This is a genomic window from Myroides sp. A21, assembly GCF_000807225.1.
GTDB classification, from domain to species: Bacteria; Bacteroidota; Bacteroidia; order Flavobacteriales; family Flavobacteriaceae; genus Flavobacterium; species Flavobacterium odoratimimum.
The window spans coordinates 3,550,549-3,572,235 of record NZ_CP010327.1 but is presented as its reverse complement, the minus strand read 5'-3'; the positions used below and the strand labels follow the sequence as shown (position 1 = coordinate 3,572,235).

Sequence of the window (21,687 nt, the reverse complement as noted above, 5' to 3'; positions counted from 1 at the left end):
TTGCTGTATACTTACTATGTGTACATAGTAAGGTAAGTACTTTAAATAATACTTTTTTATCTAGTAATAGAGTTAAAGGTGTGGATGAAGTAACTATCCTAAGGGTTTGCCCAGAGTATAGGGCATAAGGTAGTTACCTTGTGTAGAGTATCATATACGGTAAATACAGATATAAGACAAAGGGTCTATATCTTTATACTTAAATCCAGAAACAGAAACAGAAAGGGGAGAAACAGATACTAAATCAATAGATTTTAAGTCCTCTAAGTAGTTAGAGTTAAACCATTTCAATTTAATATTAGCTGTTTTAACCTTTGTGTCTTGAACAACTTTAGGTGTTTGTACTTTTAACTCTGCTATGGTAACTAGTACTCGTGAAGCAACTGTACAACATGGCATATTCATATCCATGCTGTGAGAGCTTTGCTCCATATTTCCACCACAACAAGACATACCACCCTTAGTACTCATCTCCATACCACAAGTCATTACCTCTTCCGTGCAAGACCACTCTATAACAGGGCTAGCCGTCACTAAAAAGGATAAGAATAGGAATAATATGGATAAGTATTTCTTCATTTAATGTCTGAATAGTTCAAAACAAGGAGACAAAGATACTTGTTTTTTAAATATATAGATAGGTTTTGAATGATTTTTACAGACGTAAAAGCACTTTTATTTTTACACTTATACAATTATTGTTATTTGTTGTATAATTCTTGTCTATTATTGGTTTTACTTCTTTTAGACACTTGTCAATAGTATCTCTATTAGGGTTAAAATTTTAAAAACTCAATAATGAGTTTTTGATGCTAGACTTAGTTAGATTATTTTATTGAAGCTTTTTACTCTTATTTTTTTTGTTTTTAATGGTGTGTTAATATATTTGATTTATTCTTATTTATAGTGTTAAACCATATTCGCACTATGTGACTATTATTATTTTAGACAGTCCTAATAGTAAACATAATTTAAATTGCTATGAAAAATTATTTTGCTGAGTTCTTCGGAACTTTTTGGTTAGTATTAGGAGGGTGTGGTAGTGCTTTATTTGCTGCAGGGGTACCTGATGTAGGAATCGGATTTGTAGGGGTGTCTTTGGCTTTTGGACTGACGGTTTTGACTATGGCTTATGCGGTAGGGCCTATTTCAGGAGGTCATTTTAATCCTGCTGTATCTATAGGAATGTATATAGGGGGAAGATTTTCAGGAAAAGAAATTCTACCTTATATCGGTTCCCAGCTAGCAGGGGCAATATGTGCTGCAGTTGTATTATACCTAATCTATATGGGGAGTTCAGTTTGTTGTATTGATAATACGTTACCAGGAGCATTTGCTGCCAATGGATATGGGCATTTATCACCTAGTGGTTTTAATCTACTATCTGCTTTTGTTACAGAGTTTGTATTAACAGCTTTCTTTATTCTAATTATTCTAGGTGCTACAGATAAGAAAGCAAGTGGTAAATTCGCTGGGATAGCCATTGGACTAGCGTTAACTTTAATTCATTTAATCTCTATTCCTATTACCAATACTTCTGTGAATCCTGCTCGTTCTATTTCGCAAGCACTTTTTGCAGGAGGTGAGTATATCCCTCAACTTTGGTTATTTATCACAGCACCTATATTAGGAGCTATCGTAGGAGGGGTGATTTATAAGTATCTTTTAGAAGAAAGAAATTAAGAAATCCTGTTTATATATTGGGATTTCATGTTTAGTTAAATGTATCTCCGTTTAATGACATAATTCATTGAAAAGTCGTCTATTAAGCAACGTATAGAAAACAAAATATATCATAGTCCAATATGTTTGCTCAATTCATAATGGAATAAAGAGATGAATTAACAACAATTTGTTTGTGGAGTGTTTACCAAATATTTAAAATACTATCTAAACTAGTTTAGGATAAAAGGAATTGATACCTAATTGTTATCAAGAGCTAATTTCAACACAATAATAAATTATAGTCAAAGGATTTTTTAATGTATTGATTTTAATATAATTCAACTTGAAAACGTTTTACAGTTGCGGAGTTAAATTTTAAAAAAAACAAGCTTAGTTATATAACTTTTAGGCTTTTAAAGCATCTAAATTAATTATATGCAGTAAAAAGTACCATTAGTAAGCTTGGTTTCTTTTTAGTACTATGTAGTTGTATTTGTTTTTATTTTGAATATTTGTTAATTAATTAGGTTGCTGTTTGTTTTTAATTCTTTTGTTGATTAAAATTGCTTAATAATGTTAAAAAGTAATTTTAGGTGTAAAAAAATATTTTTTTTATTTAAAAAAATGTACTTTTAAAGAGTAGAACAACAAGCTTGCGTTGTATGAGAAAAAGATGGTTTTTATTTTTTTTAGCCAATTAGTAAAATGTAACTATAATACACAATTTTTTTTCTTTTCAACCTAAAGAGACACACTCTTAACCAAGTCGTCTGTATTAGTAAAAGGCTACCTTAGTTATTTTAAGGTAGCTTTTTATATTTAATGTTTTTTTATATCGAAGTCGTCTTGACTTTTGAAAAATAAAGAAGAGGTATAAAAATTTGAGTACCAAAACAAACAAAAACTACAACCCTGTGTATCCAGTACTTCATAAAAATAATATAGAATTAGATATAGTACTATGCTTATCCCTAACCGAAAGAGGCTTTAAATTAAAAACCGACTGTATGAGATAGTTAATGCTCTACTATCTAAACTAAAATAGGTATTTAAGTGGAGTTATTTACCTGTTAAGGCTTTATTTAGGGCTTATGTATAAGCAAAAATATCTCTATCAGAATTGTTTATTAATGCCGATTCAGGTTTTGATTCACAGAAGCTTAGAAAAATATTGACTGATAAAGGTAAAATCTAAATAGCTAGTATCTGTCCAAAACGAAATGGAAAATGGACAAGATAATGAAGATGATTATTTTGAAGAACAACTATACAAAGAAAGGTATGCTACTGAAAGAAATAATGCTTTTATTATCATAGGATTAAAGAAATTCTGGAATACTAAAAAGTTAAAGTAGTCTTATTTTAAGGTGTCATTGATTGAATGTCTAGACAATTACAAATGTCTTAAAGAGATTAATATTTATTGGGCATTTTTTAATTGTTTGTTTCTTTTTAGTTTGCTTTTAAAAATACTCTACCAATTCGTAGTATTCTCATTTTTAATAAAGTCAATTATCTCAAAACGTATGTTTTTTAAAGAACCTACAAATTATTGATTATGTAATAAATAATTAATATGACATGTTGAGTTATAATTATTATAATTAATTGTTATGTTTAATAAATTATTTAAAATACATGTTAATCGGTTGATTGTAAAGAAAAAAAATATTTTTAAGTTATGTGTGTATAAAATTTTAGTTAATTTTGTTTTAAATATAACTTATTTTTAACTACTTTAGATTGACTAAATAAATAATAAATTATGATTTCAACAAAATTTGGTAGCTTAACAGCTATCTTTCTCTCAATGTTTAGCATGAGTCTTCATGCGCAAACTGAACAAAAAGAAAACCGATTCAAAGTAGGGGTTGATTTAGGGTATACTAATACCTCATTAAATGCTAATATTTCGAATCTAGTAGATTCTAAGTATAATTCTCGTGGAGGTTTTGGGGTTAATGTTTCTGCAGAAATGAATGTCTGGAATTCTTTATTCGTTTCTACAGGAGTTTCATATTTACAAAGAAATTACGAATTTGAAAGAACAGGGTCTCGCGAGGGGTGGTATTCTAAGTATAGTAATGATTTTATATCTGTACCATTATTAGTTGGTGGATACTTAATTAACAATCCATATAATACTAATGGAGTTTGGGTTAAAGCAGCAGGAGGTATCTACACTGAATATTGGGCAAAAATGAAAACTAAAGGACAGTACCCTGTTTTTTCTGAGTTACAGCCTGATGGTTCGTTTAATTATACGACAGTTTCTGAAAACTATGATTTTAAGAAGAATGAAAATCAGTTACGCAGATTATCTATGGGATTACAAGGACAGGTTCAAGTTGGTTATGCTATAGATAAAATAGATGTCTACCTAGGCTATAATTATCTTTATGGTCTTACAGAGACTTATAAATACGATAGTCCAGGAAATAAAAAGAACACTAGAGATTCACACATGATTTCTATAGGAGCTGCTTATAAATTTTAATAAAATTACACAAGATGAAAAGAGTAAAACATAAAATAACAATATTTGGTTTATCTATATTATCACTATCTTCACTAACAGTTTTGAACTCTTGTTCTGCTGATGATATCACAATTACTGATCCTAGAAGATTTACTGCAGGGGATGTAAAATCTTATGCCGATTTATTTGAAGCTTTTTGGAAGACAATGGATCAGCAGTATAATTACTTTTATGAGCAGAAAGATCAAGAAGGTTTAGACTGGGATAATGTATATAAGACATATTACCCTAAATTCGCCGCTCTACAAACTTATGGTAGACCTAATGAGGACGATGGTCAAATACATGAAGATTATTTAACTGCTTTTCGCTACTTCAAAGAGATCACACATCCAATAGTAGATCGCCATTTTTATGTTGATATTCAGTTTCCTGCAACTAATAAGAATATTATTAGAACTGAAAGACTCTATGGAGGAGTGCTTGATACGGTAAGACCTTATGTGTATCCATTTGCTCAGAAGTATAATTATATGAAAGATAGAGTGAATAGTGATGCTTTTAAATCTATTGTAGGTAGTTTTGGTATCCTTGCAGGTAATCTAAATACTAATCCAGATATCTATTATTTTTCTTTTAGTCAATTTGCAGTAACTAATAATTTAAAAATAACATTAGCGAATAATTATTTAAATCCAGGAAAAGGCAATGCACTATTATTGACTAAAAATATTTTAGAGACCTCTGATAAATTAAAGGCTATTGAAGATGTGAATATGCGTAATGCTATTAAAGAGGTAACCTTTAATATACTAGAAGAATACAATGAATATTCTAATTCAAAAGCGTATAAAGAATTTATAGAAGAAGCAGCGAAGTTTAACCAAACTGAAGTGGTTAGTAATGAACTAATGCTTGCTGCCCAAAATGCTCTAATAGCCTATAATGCATTGCCTAAATATAATACGATTGCACCATACGGAAGCTTATATAATGAAGCGACACAATTCTATGTAGGTGAGTTTATAGGTCTTATGGATAATCATGTTAATTTTGGTTATAGATTTCCAGAATTAACAGGTGCTTTAACTCAAGTTTTAACTAGAGGAGAGTTTTATCAGAAGTTCTTAAACCCATTACATACTGGGGAAATTAAGAAAATAATAATAGATCTACGTTCTAATGGTGGTGGAGCCGTTGTAGATGCACGTTTCATTTCAGATCGTTTTATTACTAAAAATGCTGTATTTGCTTACCAAAGAACAAGAGAAGGAAATGGTAGATTCAATTATACTCCATGGGTAGAGGCTAAGACTAAACCGCATAATTTTGGAATTCCAGCTAATATTCCTATTGCTGTTTTAACAGATAAAGGTAGTGCAAGTATGTCTGAAATCACTACATTAATGCTGAAGTCACAAGGAAATCATGTAGTAAGTATAGGTGACTATAGTGCTGGAGCAACAGCAGGATTAGGTGCTGTAGATGATTTTAATGGAGGTACTAGAGACGAGATTGCGGGAGGTAAATTAAAATTCTATATGCCATTATTAGCTATGAAAGATGCTGAGGGAGTGATAGTAGAGGGTGTTGGTATCAAACCAAATATTCAAGTATCTCCACTAACAGATAGTGAAGTAGAACAAATGGCTTCGCCTAACTTTGTAGATAGAGTTTTAAATGAAGCAATTAATTATTTAAATTCTAAATAGTTAACCTTTTTCAAATAAATATATGCTCCAAAAAGTTAAACACTTTTTGGGGCTTTTTTATGAATAAGAGAGGCTTACTGGTGTAGTATCCTTAAAAAAAAGTTTTATAACGAGGTTTTCTAGTGTAACTCTTCTCAATTAATATATTCTATCTACTAGAATATGGTGTTTTCATTTTATAAGTTCGTTTAGTGTCTTATTGGTTTCATTAATTTAGAATAGAAATAATTATTAAGAACTCACTTTTATTATTGCGTGAATTAAATACTCACACACAATTAATACAATCTTTACCAAACCCAATCAATAAAAGTATTGATAAGTTCTTTTCGCTCATTTGTATTTGAATTACCGCGTTTATCTAACATTTTAAATAGTATTGGAAAACACATGTTCTTATAACTAATACCTAGCATTAAGATGTTTATGTCTTGTTTGCCAAACTTCCAATTGGTGCGATCCATCACAAGAACATAAGATTCCTCAGTAGAAATAAGTGCAAATATTAGTCGAGATATCCATTCCAATTTCAAATCAGCTGAAGATATAAAACGCTAAAATACGTCTATAGTTACTACTAGTTTCGGCACAGTTGTCAAATCCAGTTGATACTTTAGAAAAATTCACAGACTTTACTTTGCATAGAGAGACGATAAACAAACAAATAAGTCGGATCCTAGCTAACCCTAATTTACCTTTAAAATTAGCTTTTAAAGTTGTTTGAAGTTCTGTACCCTTGTACTCTAGGCTGTTGTTCGTTTTTAAAGGCATTATGTCAGAAGTAAACCTTTAATATACTGAATTTTAGCCTTTTTTACAAATTATCCCGTCCTTTATTTATCTTAAAATCAACTATTTAATACTTTTGTCGTGTACTAAGAATTATATTATATAAAATAATTTTTTAATGTTGCGATATAATATATTTGTAAGTACGTATAATTTGAGCAAATGTCAATAAAAAAGAATAAAATGTATCGCAGAACTCGTTATCTGCTTTATAAAGAAACACTGGTAGACTTTAGTGAGCATTTTTGGGCCTTTATAGGTTCATTTATAGGTTTAGGTATTATTAGTTTTTTGCATTTTAAGGAGTTTTCTAAGCAAGACCTTACATTCTTGGTGGGATCTTTTGGAGCAAGCTGTGTGTTAATTTATGGAGCTATAGGTAGTCCACTTGCTCAACCTAAAAATTTATTTTTTGGTCACATTATTTCTGCAATAATTGGTGTTACTGTATATAAGTTATTTGGACAATATGTATGGGTAGCAGCTCCTTTGGCAGTTTCTCTATCTATTATAGGTATGCAAATGGCTAAATCACTTCATCCACCAGGAGGAGCTACAGCTTTAATTGCTGTTACAGGGGGGAATAGTATAACCAGTTTAGGTTATGAATATGTATTTTCTCCCATAATTACGGGTGTTAGTATTTTGTTTATAGTGGCAATTATTTTTAATAATATTCCACATAAACGACAATATCCTGTAAAATCTTATATTAAAATTTATAAGGTAAGGAGAAGAAAAATTCGGTAAAAAAGAACAAGGAAAAAGTTTTTAGTTTTATTCTTTACCGAATGAAGTTAGTATAATTTCATACTTTATTTATGGAATGTTGATCCCAATAATTAAAAAAGATAAAGATTAATCGAGGGCACTGAAAAAGTCCTAAAATAGTATGAGGGTTAAAATAAGAATCTAAATGATTCTTATTTTAACCCTTTGTTTTTTTAGATTTGCCCCATAAATAGATAATATTAAATGTATCTCCGTTTAATGACATAATGGTATATTTGCATTCTAAAAGAGAGAAATCATATGGCCAATCTATTTACCTTTTCAGCCGAATTTACAAGTGAAGAAGCATGCCGTTTGCACTTTAAAGAACAACGCGACAAATTAGGAGTCACTTGTCAAAGATGTGGTCATGACGCCCACTATTGGATTCAAAGTAGATGGAGTTATAAATGTAAGAAATGTCGTTCTCGTATGACTTTAAAAAGTGGAACAATAATGGAATATTCTAAGTTATCTTTTCTAATATGGTATAAAACAATGTTCTTAATGACAGCGACCAAGAAAGGCTTTTCTACTTTAGAAATTCAGAAGCAATTAGGACTAAAAAGATATGAGCCAGTATGGGCAATGGTACATAAACTTCGCAAGGCAATGGGCAATAGAGATAGCAAATATACTTTAGAAGGAATGTTAGAGATGGATCAGGGGTATTTTAAAGTAGAAACATCTGAAATAGAGAAGTCTAAAACAAAAAGTGGTCGTGGCTCTACAGGTGTCCAAAATGTTGCAATTATGGCAGAGAGTACAGTTTTTAAAGGACATAAAAACAGGTGAAAAACAAAATCATGTACGCTTTTTTAAAGCTGTTGTTTTAGAAGATCATAAAGCTGAAGGTGTTAATGAAATGATTAAGAAAAATATTCAAGAAAGTAGTATTGTCTTAACTGACAAGAGTACTTCTTATGTAGATATTTCAGATTTTGTTCAGATACATATCACTGAAAAATCATCAGAACAAACAACAAAAGAAACTCTTAAATGGGTACATATAGCTATCAGTAATGCCAAAAGAAATCTACTAGGAAATTACCATAAAATTAAACGAAAATATCTTCAAGCGTACTTAGATGAATTCGTTTATAAACTTAATAGAAGGTACTTTGGTGATAAGCTCTTTGATAGGCTTATTATTGCCAATATTACTGTTTATGACTAAAAACGGAGATACATATAATATTATGATCGGTCATCAAGAAACAATATCTTTTAGTAAATATTCAGAGTTATATGACATGTTGGTTCCTAAAAACAACACTTTACGAAAGATAAATGATTTAGTTGACTTCAGTTTTATCTATGAGGAATTATCAAGTAAATATAGCTCTACTAAAGGCCGAATGGCTTATTCCCCTATACGCCTTTTTTATATTAGCCTAGCCCCTAAATAAGCTGGAGTGAAATTAGTAAATTAATTACATAACTTTGGACTTATGAAATACAAGAAATGGAGCTTATCTGAGAAGCTATCAATTTTACAAGAAGCAGAAGAAAATGGGGTAATAGAAACTTGTCGTAAACACAGTTTAAGTACAGGTACTTTCTACTCATGGAAGAAGAAATTCGATTCTCAAGGAGAATCAGGATTAAGACCTGCTGTTTCTGACAAATCAAAAGAACTTAAAAAAGCAGAGCAAGAGAATAAGATTCTTCGTAAACTGCTAAGTGATAAAGAAATAGAATTAGAAGTTCAACGTGAACTGCTAAAAAAAAAGTTTGGGACATCCGATCCAAAAAAGATCTGGTAGATTACTTTTATAGTAAATATCAAAAAAGTAAAGCTAAACTAATACATTGGATTGGCTTAAGTGAAAGCACGTACTACTTCAAGGGTTCTGGCAAGTCAAAAGGTAATAAAGCTACTTTATTAACCTATCATAAAACCCAAGGTTGGGTTAACGAACGAACTGTTGTAGAGTCAATTAAAGAGCTTTTAAAGGGTGATTTTATGGATTGTGGTTACCGTATGATGAGCGAGTATCTTAAACGCGAAGGGTACACCATTAACCATAAAAAAGTATTTCGTATCATGAAAAGCGCCAAACTTTTACAAACTCGTATAACTAGAGATCATTCGAATAAGAAGCACGTTAAGCATCGTAAAGTAAAGACTACAAGACCCTTAGAGTGTATTGAAATGGACATTAAGATGGTATGGATACCACAAAAAGTTAAAAATGCTTATTTACTTTCTGTAATTGATGTACACAGCCGTAGAATATTAAAAGACTACTTCAGCTTTAATATTAAGCAGAAGCAGGTAATAGAATTATTGTCAGGGCTTTTTGAAGAGTTAGATTACCCTGAAAATGTGGTTATTAGATCAGATAATGGTAGTCAATTTATTGCCAAGAATGTAAGAGAATACCTTTCCTTAGTAGGTGTATCACAAGAATTTACACACGTAGCAACACCAGAGGGAAATGCCCACATAGAAGCCTATCACGGTACTTTAAAAAGAGAGGTTTTTACTAAATTTGAATACTTTACTTTTGGACAAATAGAACAAATATTAAAGAAGTACGTAGTATTTTATAATAACAAAAGACTACATGGTTTGCTTGGAAAAATCACTCCAATGGAGAAATGGGAAAAGGACAAACACTTGATTTGTAGCAGAGAAAAAGTAGCCTAAAACATTATACTTTAAAAATTTAAAAATATCTAGGTTTATAGGGGTCAAAACATTTTTAAATATCTATTATTAAAGACCATATTTGATATATCCGATGTAGATGTAGTAGAACGCTCACGTTATGGCTTGTCATTTAAATATTTCTTAGATATGACAATTGAAGAACCTGTCATAGATGCAAGCACCTTGACTAAGTTTAGAAAATTACGCCTTGAAGATACTGCCCTTTTAGAATTATTGATTAGTAAATCTGTAGCCTTAGCAGTAGCAAAAGGAATAATCAAATCAGGTTCTATAATAGTTGATGCAACTCATACTCAGAGTAGATCAAATTCAACATCATCGATAGAGTTCCTAAGATATCGATCAAAGAACTTACGTAAAGTTGTTTATGAGACAGATGTTAATCTGAAAGATCAATTACCCGCTAAAAATACAGATGACATTGTGGAAAATGAAATGACTTATTGTAAAGAACTACTTGATTGCTTAGAGGAAAGACAAACTATTAGTAGTTTACCGAAAGTAAGTGAGAAAATCAATGTTTTAAAAGAAGCTTTAGAAGACAAGATGTGCAAGAGCAACGCGATCTATCTAAAGATCAAGACGATCGAATAGGTTATAAATCTAAAGAAGAATCTTTCTTGGGATACAAAACTCATATAGCTATGAGTAAAGAACGTATTATCACTGCTGCAATAGTAACTTCGGGTGAAAAAGGAGATGGTCCAGTATTACCTACATTAATAGAAGAGTCTATTAAAAATGGAATGACTGTTAAATCTGTCATAGGAGATCGGGCATACTCTGGAAAAGACAATTTAGTATATGCAAAAGAGAATAAAATTAAGGTCATTTCTAAAGTAAACCCAGTTATTAGTCAAGGAGCAAGAAAAAAGAAGACCAATTTGATTTTAACAAAGATGCTGATATGTTTGTCTGTCCTGCTGGTCATTTAGCTATTAGAAAGGCCACTCAAGGCAAAAAAGAGATAACGTTAATCAAGTCAAAACATATTATTTTGATGTAGAGAAATGTAAACAATGCCCTTTAAGAGAGGGGTGTTATAAACCAGGGGCAAAAACTAAATCATATTCTGTTTCTATATCAAGTCAAACACATTTAGATCAAATAGCTTTTGAACAAACACAAGAGTTTAAAGAACAATCGAAACATCGCTACAAAATTGAAGCTAAAAATGCCGAACTAAAGAATGTACATGGATATGATACAGCGATTTCTTATGGCTTAACCTCTATGCAAATGCAAGGTGCCCTGGCTATTTTTACTGTAAACCTAAAAAGAATACTGAAATTACTATAAGGTGATTCTATAGGATCTATTATCATGTATAAAAAAGCCTATTTATGCTTAAATAAGCTCCAAGATATTTAACTCAATTTAATTAAATAAAAAAACGCTTTAAAGAAAGGTTCTATTAAAACTCTTTTAAAGCGTCTTTTTTGTGCCTTTGAAAACGAAAAAATCAGAAATAGCTCACTTTTTCAGTGCCCTCGATTAATCTCTATCTTTTTTAATTATTGGGGCGTGTTCTAAGTAAAAATCGTAGGTATATACATTATAGGGTAAGATTAATTTTGAAAAATAATTTGCAGTAAAACTACACAAGAATAATGGTAAAAATAATAAGTACCCATTAGGTACTAAATTACATACTAAAATTATAGCTGTTAATGGAGCATAAATTGATGCAGATAAGGTAGCAGCTGCTCCAACTAATGCAAAATTTAATAAAATTAACTGTAAATCAAAGTAGGTGTTACAAATTTGAGCAAACAAAAGACCTAAAAATGCGCCAGCAACTATACTTGGTGCAAATACTCCACCATCTCCACCAGCTCCTAGTGTTAAGGATGCAGCCAAAGGTTTTATTAATATTAAGATAGCTAAGGTATATATTGGTATTGAATCAAGGTTATTTAATATACTCTTTAATCCGTGATAACTATCTCCATATAATGTTGGAAGTATAAAAATAAATAAACCAACAGAAATAGCACCAAGATTTACTCGTACAAAATTATTATTAATATTACCAAATATTTTTTTAATTCGTGTAACAAGTAATGTAAAATAAATAGATAAAAGTGCAGCTATTAAACTTAACAATAAAAATAATGGAATTGCATAAACATTCCACTTTTCTATGTGTAATGGGATTAAAGGTTTATAATTAAATAATAGTAAAAATATCCAAGATAATATTGCAGATGTTCCGCAACTTAAAAATAAGGTTTTACTTTTTTTTCGTGCAATTACTTCTATTGCAAACAAAAATCCAGCTAATGGACTTGCAAATAATAGAGCTACTGCCGCAGTTACTCCTGAGCAAATTAGTTCTTTTTTATAGATATTTGCAGAAAAGTGTCTGTTGTGTATTACGTTGCCAACTGTAGCTGTTGCTACTACTGATGATACTTCTATACCAGTTGAACCTCCAGTAGATACGGTTAAAAAACCATTGATTAAATGCGAGGGAATCTTAAATATAGGTAAGTGATTTTTTCGTTGATCAAGTGTTTTATATATTTCTGTAATTCCTTTATTTTTACGACCTTTGAAAAGTAGTTTACGTAAGAAGTAAATTGAAGTTATACCTATCGAAGGGAATATTATAAATAATGCTTTTTGTGTGTTTGATATAGTCTCAAAAAGGAATTCCTCTACATGTTCTGTTAATTTTTGAGTCATAAAAACTAAAACTAAACTACATATACTGATAAAACCGGAAACTAAGATTAATTTGAAAAGGTTGTGATTCGTTATTTTTTTTCTTTTATACATTGTATAATATTGATTGATATAGTGTTGTAGTTTATAATTTGTTAATATATCAACTACATAAGTATGTAGTTTTGGTTACAAAAATAAGAAAAATACGTAGTAACTTTATTAGTTTTAATGAGCTAATTTTTATGTTTATTCTCTTTATAAGTTCTTTATTAAAGTTGAGAGAGTTTATAATAGGGAAGGTTAGTTATATCGTGAAATTTAGATTAGTACAATATATTTATTATGGATCAAAAAGAAAAAAAAAATTATGATATTATGTGATAAAAAAGATTTGGTTTTAAGAAAAACGATTCCAATACTTTTAATTATTTTTAGTTTGTCGTGGTTAGTATATTTTATGGGATATTTTTTTCCTAAAGTAGTATTGCCATTGAATGTTGAAATTTTTTCTTTTGTAGGTATATCTTTAGCTATTTTCTTAGGTTTTTGTAATAATGCTGCATATGATCGTTTTAAAGAAGGTAATAAACAATTAGCTAATTTAATGTCACATAGTAGATCTTTAACTTTTCAAATTCTTAATTTAATAAAGGAAGATTCTAATTTTACAATTCAAGATAAAAGAAATGGAGTTAATATCATTGTTGCTTTTTGTTATACACTTAATATAGAGTTAAAAAATAAGAATAATTGGAATGATTTAACTCCGTTGATCGCAGAAGATATATATAATAATTTGCGTCAAAAAGAATTTAAGTCAGCTTATCTTTTGAATGAATTAACAAATTGGACAAATGAACAGTTTATTAATGGGCGAATTGATTTTATTATACGTGCTAGAATGAATCATAATATTGAAGAATTATCAAAAGTGTTAGGTGCATGTGAACGTATTGTAGATACAAAAATTCCCTTCGTATATTTTGTATTATTGCATAGGACTATTTATATTTTCTGCTTTCTCTTACCTTTTGGCTTATTAGGCTCAATGTCTTGGTTTATGCCTTTTTTTGTTTTTTTTATATCATATACGTTTATTAGTTTAGATGCTGTGGTTGCTGAAATAGCTGAACCTTTTAAAGATAGAAAAAGTGATTTGTTGTTAGATCAAATATGTAATGATATTAGTTCTTCATTAAATGAAATTTCTAAAATTTTACCCCAATAGGTTATTAAGTTTTTTTAGTTAAAGTAGTTCTTTTTGGTTTATTCTAATGTCAAATCCTTTTTGTGGTATTTGTACTTAGTCAAAATCTATTAAATAAGTTTCTATTCTCTAATCTTCTAAAAAATAGAGTGAATTAAAATTCCAATAATATTAAGTTTAGCTTTTTTAACTATACGATTAAAATAAAGGGTAGAGTTCAAAAACTAACTAAATTTTAGTAATAACAAAGGTTATTGTATTTATAATATTATAAGTTATAATTGAGAATAAAATCGGATAAATTTGTTTTATTGTAGAAATATTTTTTTGATATAATTTATATGTATTTATTGATATTTTGAAGAGTTTTATTCGTATTATTAATATGTTTTAGGGAGAATATGTTGTAAATTTAGGACATATAATATTAAAACTTATTTTTATGATTGATGCTGAAATTTTACTACGTTACAATGGATTTATTAGGGAATTTAATAAGTCAGATGTTATTGTTGTTCAAGGTGAAGAAGCAAAGTATTATCACCAAATAGTAGAGGGCAAAGTAAAGATGAGTAATTTAAACGATGAAGGTAAAGAATTTATTCAGGGAATATTTTCAGATGGAGAAAGTTTTGGTGAACCGCCTTTGTTTATAGGAATTAATTACCCAACTAGTGCAATTGCTCTGACTCATAGTAGTATAATTTTAATTGCAAAAGAAGATTTCTTTAGATTATTAAAGAAAGAGAAGGAATGTTGTTATGAGTTATTGCAATTTTTATGTTATAGGTTGTATTATAAGTCTATTATGGCACCTAAGATATCATGTAATGATTCAGAAAAAAGGGTATTAACATTACTTGGATTTGTAAAAAATAGACAAAGAGGAAAAGGTGAATTACGTATAGAGTTAACACGCCAACAAATAGCTGATATGACAGGATTAAGAGTTGAAACTGTTATCCGAGCAATTAAAGAACTTGAGAAAAAGCACTTGCTTCGTATAGAGAGAGGTAAATTATTTATCTAAAAAAAGATCAACAGAGCCTATGGCTCTGTTGATCCAACATACTCAAAAATAAAAAAAATAACACTAAAAGTTTTTCTTTTTAGAAGTTAAATAAATAGAAAAAACTGGAATAGCTGCCCATAATAAAAGAATAAAAAACGATATAGTACTACCCAAATTGTCTCCAAAGAATTTCTTGAAAACTGCACCGGTATACCCTAGAAGTGCTGATATATCAAGTTTTAATATGATTAAAATACGAGATAAATCTATAGGATTTAGAATAGTACCTATTAGTGATATATTTTCTAAAGGGTAATCTCCGAAGATCATTAATATACTCAAAAATATACCATCGTATATAACAGCTAAAAAAAGCCATAATAAAATAGAGAATCCAAAACCTTTTATCTTATTCTCATTTTTTAATCCAATATTATAGGCTAAAGCACTAAAGATAAATGTCAGAAAGGTACCTGTAGTGAGCAGTAGGATAAAATGAGTAATGATATCTGAGGCGAATAATCCGTAACATATAAATGGAATACCTAATCCAATAAGTAAACTCATAGATAAGGATAAAGCAACTCCTAGATATTGGCCTATAAAAATAGATGATCTTTTAATGGGTAATGCTAGTAATAACTCAGTGAATTCCTTAGAATCATAATAGTACATAATTCCAAATATTGTACTTATCAGAGGGACTAGCACAATAATTATATTCATAAGTGTAATAATTGCTTTCCCTATGTCATTATTTAGGAATAGTAGAACAAATCCTAATGCTAGATAGAATAGTAAGTAGATATAACTCCATCTACTTCTGATCAGATCGTAGAAACTATATTTAAGAATTTTAAGCATAATTAATTGTCAGTTAAAATATTAGCAATGGCATGTTCAAAATTATCTTGTTTAGTTAAATTTTTGAGTTCTTGAATAGTACCATTAAAGTAAATCTTTCCTTCAAGTATAAAAACAATTTTATCAGAGACCTCCTCTACAAAGCTCATAATATGTGAAGTAACAAGTATTATTTTACCTTTTTTCTTCTCTCTAATTATAAGTTCTTTTAAGATAATTAATGCAGCTGGGTCTAAACCTGTAGTAGGTTCATCAAGTATTAGTATAGGATTGTCAAATAAGAATGTAAGTAGGAGGTTTACCTTTTGTTTTGTACCACCAGAGAGTTTGTTTAGTTTTTTGTTTAAGAAAGGAGAAAGCTTAAAAATATCAATGTAATAGCTTTCGTCAATAGATTTTTCATTTCTAAGATCTTTAATCATTTTGATTAACTCTAATACCGTGATATTATTCGGAAAGTTTGCTATCTGAGGTAAGTAGTCAATATCTTTTCTATAGTTCCAATTTTTTGATATTTCTTGGTCATTGATACATATTGTCCCTTTATCAGGGAACACCATACCCAGTATGCATTTATTCAGAGTTGTTTTACCACTTCCATTAGGACCCAAGATTGCTATGACTCCTTCTTCTATGCTTAAGTCAATACCTTTTAAAACTTGTATTTCTCCAAATTTTTTATGTAAATCATTTATTGCTATCATGTTTAATTTGTTTTATAAAAGGTTTAGAATCAATTAGATTGTCAGGTGTGAATACAGGTGCTACTTTTTCAGAGAAATCAATAATATCTACAAATAGACTGCGTAAAAAGATTATAGATTCAGGTGTTTTATTTACCACATAAGAAAATAGTCGAATAGGTCTATACGGGACATCGCCTATACCATCTTTATCAAGATCATAACCTGAATAGTTACTCCAGTAGTTTCCTTCAAAACTATTCTGATTCAATTGACCTTGATATAGTAAATCAAAAGAGTTATTTAGGAAGTTGTTGTTGTTGACTTTATTTTGATAATTAGCTCCCTTAGAATTGATAGCCCATCCGTTGTTGACAAAGTCATTGTGAAGATATTCCACTCTATTAGATCCTTCAATATTTATTGCTGTTGTATTATTTTTAAATAGATTGTAAGAAATACTCGTATCATTAACTTCTTTTAACAGTACTCCGTATGCAGCAGATCCCCAATTATCACTAAAGGTATTATGATACATCTTCATAAATTTAGAAAACATAATAGCAACGCCAGCACCATTCTTTGTAAAAGAGCAGTTAGAGACTGTATCATTATTAGAAAACATAAAGTGGAGTCCATATCTAACATTTTGTTTACTAATGTTATTATCTATTGTACAGTAACTTGAGAATTCTAGATAGATACCGTCCCTAACTTTCTCTACATAATTATTCTTTATTTCTATATAGTTGCTATACCAGAGTTGTATGCCATTTCCAGAATTAAACTCGCTCTTAGCTTTTCCATAGATCTTGTTATTTAAGACTTTTCCATTTTTAGATTTTTCTAAGTAAATACCAAAGAATAAGTCTTCAATGATGTTATTTTTAATTACAAAGTTTTGACTTTCTCGTACTCTAATTGCGGCATAATCTTTAATATAGCTAGTACCCACATTAATGATTTTGAAGTCTTGTATTGTCACATCATTAGCCTTTACTATAAAAATTTCTCCTTTGTTATCACCATCTATAGTTGCGTTGTTTCCTTTTATGGTTAGAGGTTTATTTATTAAAATATCTGTTTCCTTATATGTGTCTGACTCAACATTTATTACATCGTTGTCTTCGGCAAGTTCAATAGCTTTCTTAATGGATGTAATAGTTGAATTTCTACTGACAGTGATAGTCTTAGCAACCCCACAAAACCCTTGTGTAAGTAACAATAAAAACAGAAAATTTTTAAATATTAGATTCATAAGTATGTGAGATTTTGTTTGAATAGGTGACGATTTTTAATGTCTTTTTATTTGTTTAACAATATCTGTATAGGTGTATATTTTGCCAGAGTTTTGTTCTATAAGTTTTTGTGCTTCTTGATTTGTCTTGGTTGCAGATAAGAATGCCCCCATTGGGCTTGGGATGTTCTTAGAAATAATAAAAGTAGCTTCTTTAGCAGGGATTAAAGTACCTGGATTTGTAAGATCAGAAACAAGTATATGTAAATAAGGTCCTTGATTTTGTTCGTTTTCCGCTGTATAAGAAATCATGCATTCAATTGCGTCAAACTTATAGTTCTTTCCTTTATCTGTGACTACCTGTGAGGCATGCTTGTTATCTACTATCCCCATTTTACAGAAATCACAATTGTCTACTCCATATTCGATAGGAGAGATTTTAGCTGTACATGAACAAAAAAGAAGTATAATACCAATTAAGTAATAAGTTTTCATATTAATTGTTTTTTATTTTTCGGCCTATTAAGTAAGCAATAAAAGTTAATAACATACCGAATGCCATTAAATATGCCCCTGTATGAGGATAAGAATATGCATCAAAGTTTAAGATTTTTCGATGACCAAATAGGGGAGGTTCATAGGTAAGTGGATTACCAGCTGAATCTACCATTTTCATAATGGCATGTGGATCTAAATCACTTCCATATTCTATTAACCAAAGATTGAAGTCATACATGCCTGCTATTCCTAATACAGCCATTAAAATCAACCAACCTAAGAATAAACTGGGTTTTACTTTATTAAATAATCCAGCTATACCAATAGCAATACCTAAGACAGCCATTGAAGCGATTACAATAGGAAAGACTGTGAATTCCCACATTTGTTCAGGTTTAGGAATTGTTTTCATTCCAATATAGTGATTAAGACCATCTATGTTTTGAAGATCAAATTCTTGAACACCTTTAATCCCATCTATATATATGTCCATACCTAAAGGGATGGGATATTGAGGGGCTCCTAGTTCTATATTCCACAAGGGGAAGTAGAATAACGATAATAGTAAAGATGAACCTATTATCATTAATATGGATGAATTTCTCATTTTACATTTTTTAATAAAGGACAAAGCTTATAAGCTTTGTCCTTTAAAGAATTAAATAAAATAATACGTATAATTTAGAGGATGGCTACTTATTCATCATCTAACGACCATGACAATTCAATTTTAGAATCGGCAGGTGATACTCTAACATAACCTTGCATTTCTTGGTGTAATGCAGAGCAGAAATCTGTACAGTAGAACGGCCAGACTCCGACTTGTTTTGGTTCCCATACAATAGTTTCTGTTTTACCAGGAGTTATAAGTAACTCAGTTGTATTAGCTCCTAACATTGCAAAACCGTGAGGAACGTCAAAATCTTGTTCTAGGTTTGTAATATGGAAGAATACTTTATCTCCAACTTTAACACCTTCAATATTATCAGGAGTAAAGTGACTTCTAATCATAGTCATGTATACATGTACTTCATTCCCTTTTCTAATAACTTTAGTGTCTTTAGGTGACTTAGCTACTGCAGGGTGTTTATTTTCATCCAGTTTGTAGATTTGTCTAGATTTGTTTTTAATTTTATCTGCTTTAATAGCAGCAGCGTAGTGTGGTTCTCCAATAGTTGGGAAATCGAGGATTAACTCCATTTTATCCCCTGAGATATCATACAATTGAGCTGAGTGGTTAAGATCAGGTCCTACAGGTAAATATCTATCCTTAGTTATCTTATTCATTGCTACCATGTATTTGCCATCAGGTTTTCTAGAGTTACCACCAGGGATCATTAAGTGACCTACTGAGTAATAAGTAGGTTTTCTATCAATAATCTCCCAAGTTCCTAATTTCCATTTAACTACTTCTGAAGAAATAAAGAAAGTAGTATAAGCATTTCCTTTTCCATCAAATTCAGTGTGAAGAGGTCCTAATCCAGGTTGTTCTACTACTCCTGCAAGTACATCGTCAAATTTTAGAATAGGCAATCCATAAGCTTCACCATCAAACTTTTTCTTTTCGATTGCATCTAACATTTTAGTAAAAGAGTGAACGGTTAGGTTAGCAGATAATTTTCCATTTCCGATAATGTATTCTCCTGAAGGATCAACGTCACAACCGTGAGGTGATTTAGGAGTAGGAAGTAGGTAAACTAATCCAGGGAGCTCACTAGCATCTAAGACAAGAACTTCTTCTTTCATTGTACTTGTAGCAGTGTGAGTATTATTGTCAAACTTGTTATGAGCATATTTTGCAGGCATTTTTTTACCTTTCCCTGCTTTGATATATTCTTCTGCTTTTTTCCAGTTTACAGCAGCTATAAAGTCTTTGTCATTTTGTGATGAATTGACCTCTAGTAAGCTATGCGCTTCTTCTGTATTATAAGTAGTAAAGAAGAACCATCCATGAGATTTACCTCTACCAGGGTGTGCTAAATCATAGTTAAAACCAGGCATTTGAATTTGGAAGGCTAAGTCCATATCTCCTGAATCTTGATCAACTTTGATAAAAGATAATGACCCTTTAAAGTTACCTTTATAATCTTTAATAGGCATATCTCTTTGTGGAATAGGTACAGAGAATCTAGTACCTGCTACTACGTATTCTGTGTTTTCTGTTACAAAAGAAGAACTGTGGTTACCAGCACTATTCGGAATTTCTATAATTTCTGCTGTACTGAAATCTTCTAAGTCAATTCTAGCAATACGCGGAGTATTATTACCATTGATAAATATCCATCTTCCGTCAAGCTCTCCATTTGTTTGAGAGATATCAGGATGGTGAGAGTCATCCCAAGGTACGAAGCCATGAGAAGTCATTAACATTGGTTTAGTCTCTTCACTATATCCATATCCTTTTTCCGGATCTTGTGAGAATACAGGAATTACTTTAAAAAGCCTTCCTGATGGTAGGCCATAGACAGATAATTGTCCACTAAAACCACCAGAAAAGAAACCATAGTATTCATCATATTCGCCGGGTGCTACATATACTTTTTCAGCAGCATTAGAAGATATTGCTCCCTTGTTACTTTGTTTTGAATTGTTACAACCAATTAAAAATAAAGAAAGAAAACAACTCGTTAATAATATATTAAGGTTTTTTTTCATAATTGATACTTTTTATATATTTCTAAAGTGTTCTGAAGTATTCAAGAACCGCTCGTGCATCTTCTTCTGACAGGTTCTGATTTGCCATTGGAGCTCCGTTAAATTCTTTTAAAAGGTCTTTTGCTAAAGGATCCTTCTCTAACATCTCTTCTGGTTTAAGAATCATATTCATGACCCATTCAGGAGAGCGTCTTTCAAGAATTCCTTTTGGTGCAGGACCAATAAATTTCTTATCAAGTTTGTGGCAAGCAGTACACATATTTTTGTAGATTTCCTGTCCTTTACTTGCCATGGCTTGATCTATATCACCTAATTTTACTTCTTTGATTGGACCAACACCTTTATTGTTTAATTCAACACGTTCTGAAGCTGGTAAATTACTATCATTTGAAGCAGTTGTCTTTGTTGATTGTTCTTCAGTTGTTTCTATCTTTCTTTCATTAGTTATAATATTTTCTTCTGTATTATTTGTTGATTTATTATTACAAGATACTATTGTAATACAACTAGTAGCTAATAGGAATAATGAAAAGGATTTTGAAATCATTACAATTAATTTTTAAATGTTATGTGACCAAAATTATATGGTTTTCGCATCATAATTTATGATTCGAATCACAAAGTGAGAAATAAAAGGACAAAAACATCTTTTTTTAGAAGCTCAAATTCTAAGTATAGATAAAATAGGATCGAATCGTTACTATAAGGGGTGAAAATTGGTGAATATAGAGTAAAAATGGTCTTATTTATTTTAGGTATAAATAAAGA

At 30.2% G+C, this 21,687-nt stretch carries 19 protein-coding genes and 3 pseudogenes; 12 read left to right on the top strand and 10 right to left on the bottom strand.

The features are described 5' to 3' along the window. Positions 1-150 precede the first annotated feature (150 nt). Positions 151-579 carry a hypothetical protein gene (locus MYRA21_RS15980; protein WP_039329779.1) on the bottom strand — a complete coding sequence of 143 codons (429 nt, stop codon included), beginning with the start codon at positions 577-579 and terminating at the stop codon, positions 151-153. Between the two features lie 402 nt (positions 580-981). Between MYRA21_RS15980 and aqpZ the strand changes: the two genes are divergently transcribed. The 4 genes from aqpZ (at position 982) to MYRA21_RS15965 (ending at position 5,856) form a co-directional block, all read left to right on the top strand. After that, a complete protein-coding gene (gene aqpZ, locus MYRA21_RS15975) occupies positions 982-1,683 on the top strand; it encodes an aquaporin Z (protein ID WP_006263803.1) in 702 nt (233 codons plus the stop codon). Positions 1,684-2,885: 1,202 nt separating this feature from the next. Beyond that, a complete protein-coding gene (locus tag MYRA21_RS19480; RefSeq protein ID WP_255419971.1) occupies positions 2,886-3,020 on the top strand; it encodes a hypothetical protein in 135 nt (44 codons plus the stop codon). 410 nt (positions 3,021-3,430) lie between these two features. Then, entirely contained in the window at positions 3,431-4,162 is a 732-nt protein-coding gene (locus tag MYRA21_RS15970; RefSeq protein WP_039329777.1) for an outer membrane beta-barrel protein, read from the top strand. A 14-nt stretch (positions 4,163-4,176) separates the two neighbouring features. Continuing rightward, positions 4,177-5,856 (top strand): S41 family peptidase, encoded by a 1,680-nt coding sequence (locus MYRA21_RS15965; protein WP_039329774.1) that lies wholly within the window; start codon positions 4,177-4,179, stop codon positions 5,854-5,856. 290 nt (positions 5,857-6,146) lie between these two features. On the opposite strand, the gene MYRA21_RS15960 is transcribed toward MYRA21_RS15965, so the two are convergent. After that, complete coding sequence (locus MYRA21_RS15960; protein ID WP_039329772.1) at positions 6,147-6,389, bottom strand: hypothetical protein; 243 nt, start codon at positions 6,387-6,389, stop codon at positions 6,147-6,149. 439 nt (positions 6,390-6,828) lie between these two features. On the opposite strand from MYRA21_RS15960, the gene MYRA21_RS15950 reads away from it, so the two are divergent. The 6 genes and pseudogenes from MYRA21_RS15950 to MYRA21_RS18830 all read left to right on the top strand — a co-directional run. Then, positions 6,829-7,395 carry an HPP family protein gene (locus MYRA21_RS15950; RefSeq protein ID WP_006263798.1) on the top strand — a complete coding sequence of 189 codons (567 nt, stop codon included), beginning with the start codon at positions 6,829-6,831 and terminating at the stop codon, positions 7,393-7,395. Between the two features lie 282 nt (positions 7,396-7,677). After that, positions 7,678-8,593 (top strand): annotated as a pseudogene (locus MYRA21_RS19515) (IS1595-like element ISMod1 family transposase). Positions 8,594-8,615: 22 nt separating this feature from the next. Continuing rightward, positions 8,616-8,801: pseudogene (locus MYRA21_RS15940) on the top strand (IS5/IS1182 family transposase); the annotation flags it as partial. A 66-nt stretch (positions 8,802-8,867) separates the two neighbouring features. Beyond that, positions 8,868-9,182, top strand: a complete 315-nt coding sequence (locus MYRA21_RS15935; RefSeq protein ID WP_039329766.1) for a transposase — start codon at positions 8,868-8,870, stop codon at positions 9,180-9,182. Further along, positions 9,158-10,069, top strand: a complete 912-nt coding sequence (locus MYRA21_RS15930) for an IS3 family transposase (RefSeq protein WP_369813275.1) — start codon at positions 9,158-9,160, stop codon at positions 10,067-10,069. Before MYRA21_RS15935 ends, MYRA21_RS15930 begins: the two co-directional genes overlap by 25 nt. Positions 10,070-10,120: 51 nt before the next feature. After that, positions 10,121-11,392, top strand: a pseudogene (locus MYRA21_RS18830) (IS1182 family transposase); the annotation flags it as partial. A 195-nt stretch (positions 11,393-11,587) separates the two neighbouring features. Here MYRA21_RS18830 and MYRA21_RS15920 read toward each other — a convergent pair. After that, a complete protein-coding gene (locus MYRA21_RS15920) occupies positions 11,588-12,874 on the bottom strand; it encodes a chloride channel protein (protein WP_006263793.1) in 1,287 nt (428 codons plus the stop codon). 256 nt (positions 12,875-13,130) lie between these two features. Between MYRA21_RS15920 and MYRA21_RS15915 the strand changes: the two genes are divergently transcribed. Together MYRA21_RS15915 and MYRA21_RS15910 are read left to right on the top strand one after the other, a co-directional pair. Beyond that, positions 13,131-13,991 carry a bestrophin family protein gene (locus MYRA21_RS15915; protein ID WP_006263792.1) on the top strand — a complete coding sequence of 287 codons (861 nt, stop codon included), beginning with the start codon at positions 13,131-13,133 and terminating at the stop codon, positions 13,989-13,991. Positions 13,992-14,412: 421 nt separating this feature from the next. Continuing rightward, the gene (locus MYRA21_RS15910) at positions 14,413-15,000 is read left to right on the top strand and encodes a Crp/Fnr family transcriptional regulator (protein ID WP_006263791.1); all 588 of its coding nucleotides are present in this window, start codon (positions 14,413-14,415) and stop codon (positions 14,998-15,000) included. A 63-nt stretch (positions 15,001-15,063) separates the two neighbouring features. Here MYRA21_RS15910 and MYRA21_RS15905 read toward each other — a convergent pair whose 3' ends face one another. From MYRA21_RS15905 to MYRA21_RS15875, 7 genes are all read right to left on the bottom strand, one after another. After that, positions 15,064-15,846, bottom strand: a complete 783-nt coding sequence (locus tag MYRA21_RS15905) for an ABC transporter permease (protein WP_006263790.1) — start codon at positions 15,844-15,846, stop codon at positions 15,064-15,066. 2 nt (positions 15,847-15,848) lie between these two features. Beyond that, positions 15,849-16,550, bottom strand: coding sequence for an ABC transporter ATP-binding protein (locus MYRA21_RS15900; RefSeq protein ID WP_006263789.1), 702 nt, complete (start codon positions 16,548-16,550; stop codon positions 15,849-15,851). After that, a complete protein-coding gene (gene nosD, locus MYRA21_RS15895; protein WP_016649276.1) occupies positions 16,534-17,787 on the bottom strand; it encodes a nitrous oxide reductase family maturation protein NosD in 1,254 nt (417 codons plus the stop codon). The genes MYRA21_RS15900 and nosD overlap by 17 nt, the downstream gene beginning before the upstream one ends. Positions 17,788-17,823: 36 nt before the next feature. After that, complete coding sequence (locus tag MYRA21_RS15890) at positions 17,824-18,261, bottom strand: nitrous oxide reductase accessory protein NosL (RefSeq protein ID WP_016649277.1); 438 nt, start codon at positions 18,259-18,261, stop codon at positions 17,824-17,826. A 1-nt stretch (position 18,262) separates the two neighbouring features. Next, positions 18,263-18,871 (bottom strand): hypothetical protein, encoded by a 609-nt coding sequence (locus MYRA21_RS15885; RefSeq protein ID WP_006263786.1) that lies wholly within the window; start codon positions 18,869-18,871, stop codon positions 18,263-18,265. Positions 18,872-18,960: 89 nt separating this feature from the next. Continuing rightward, positions 18,961-20,919, bottom strand: a complete 1,959-nt coding sequence (gene nosZ / locus MYRA21_RS15880) for a Sec-dependent nitrous-oxide reductase (protein ID WP_006263785.1) — start codon at positions 20,917-20,919, stop codon at positions 18,961-18,963. A gap of 22 nt (positions 20,920-20,941) precedes the next feature. Next, positions 20,942-21,466 (bottom strand): c-type cytochrome, encoded by a 525-nt coding sequence (locus MYRA21_RS15875; RefSeq protein ID WP_016649278.1) that lies wholly within the window; start codon positions 21,464-21,466, stop codon positions 20,942-20,944. Between the last annotated feature and the right edge of the window lie 221 nt (positions 21,467-21,687).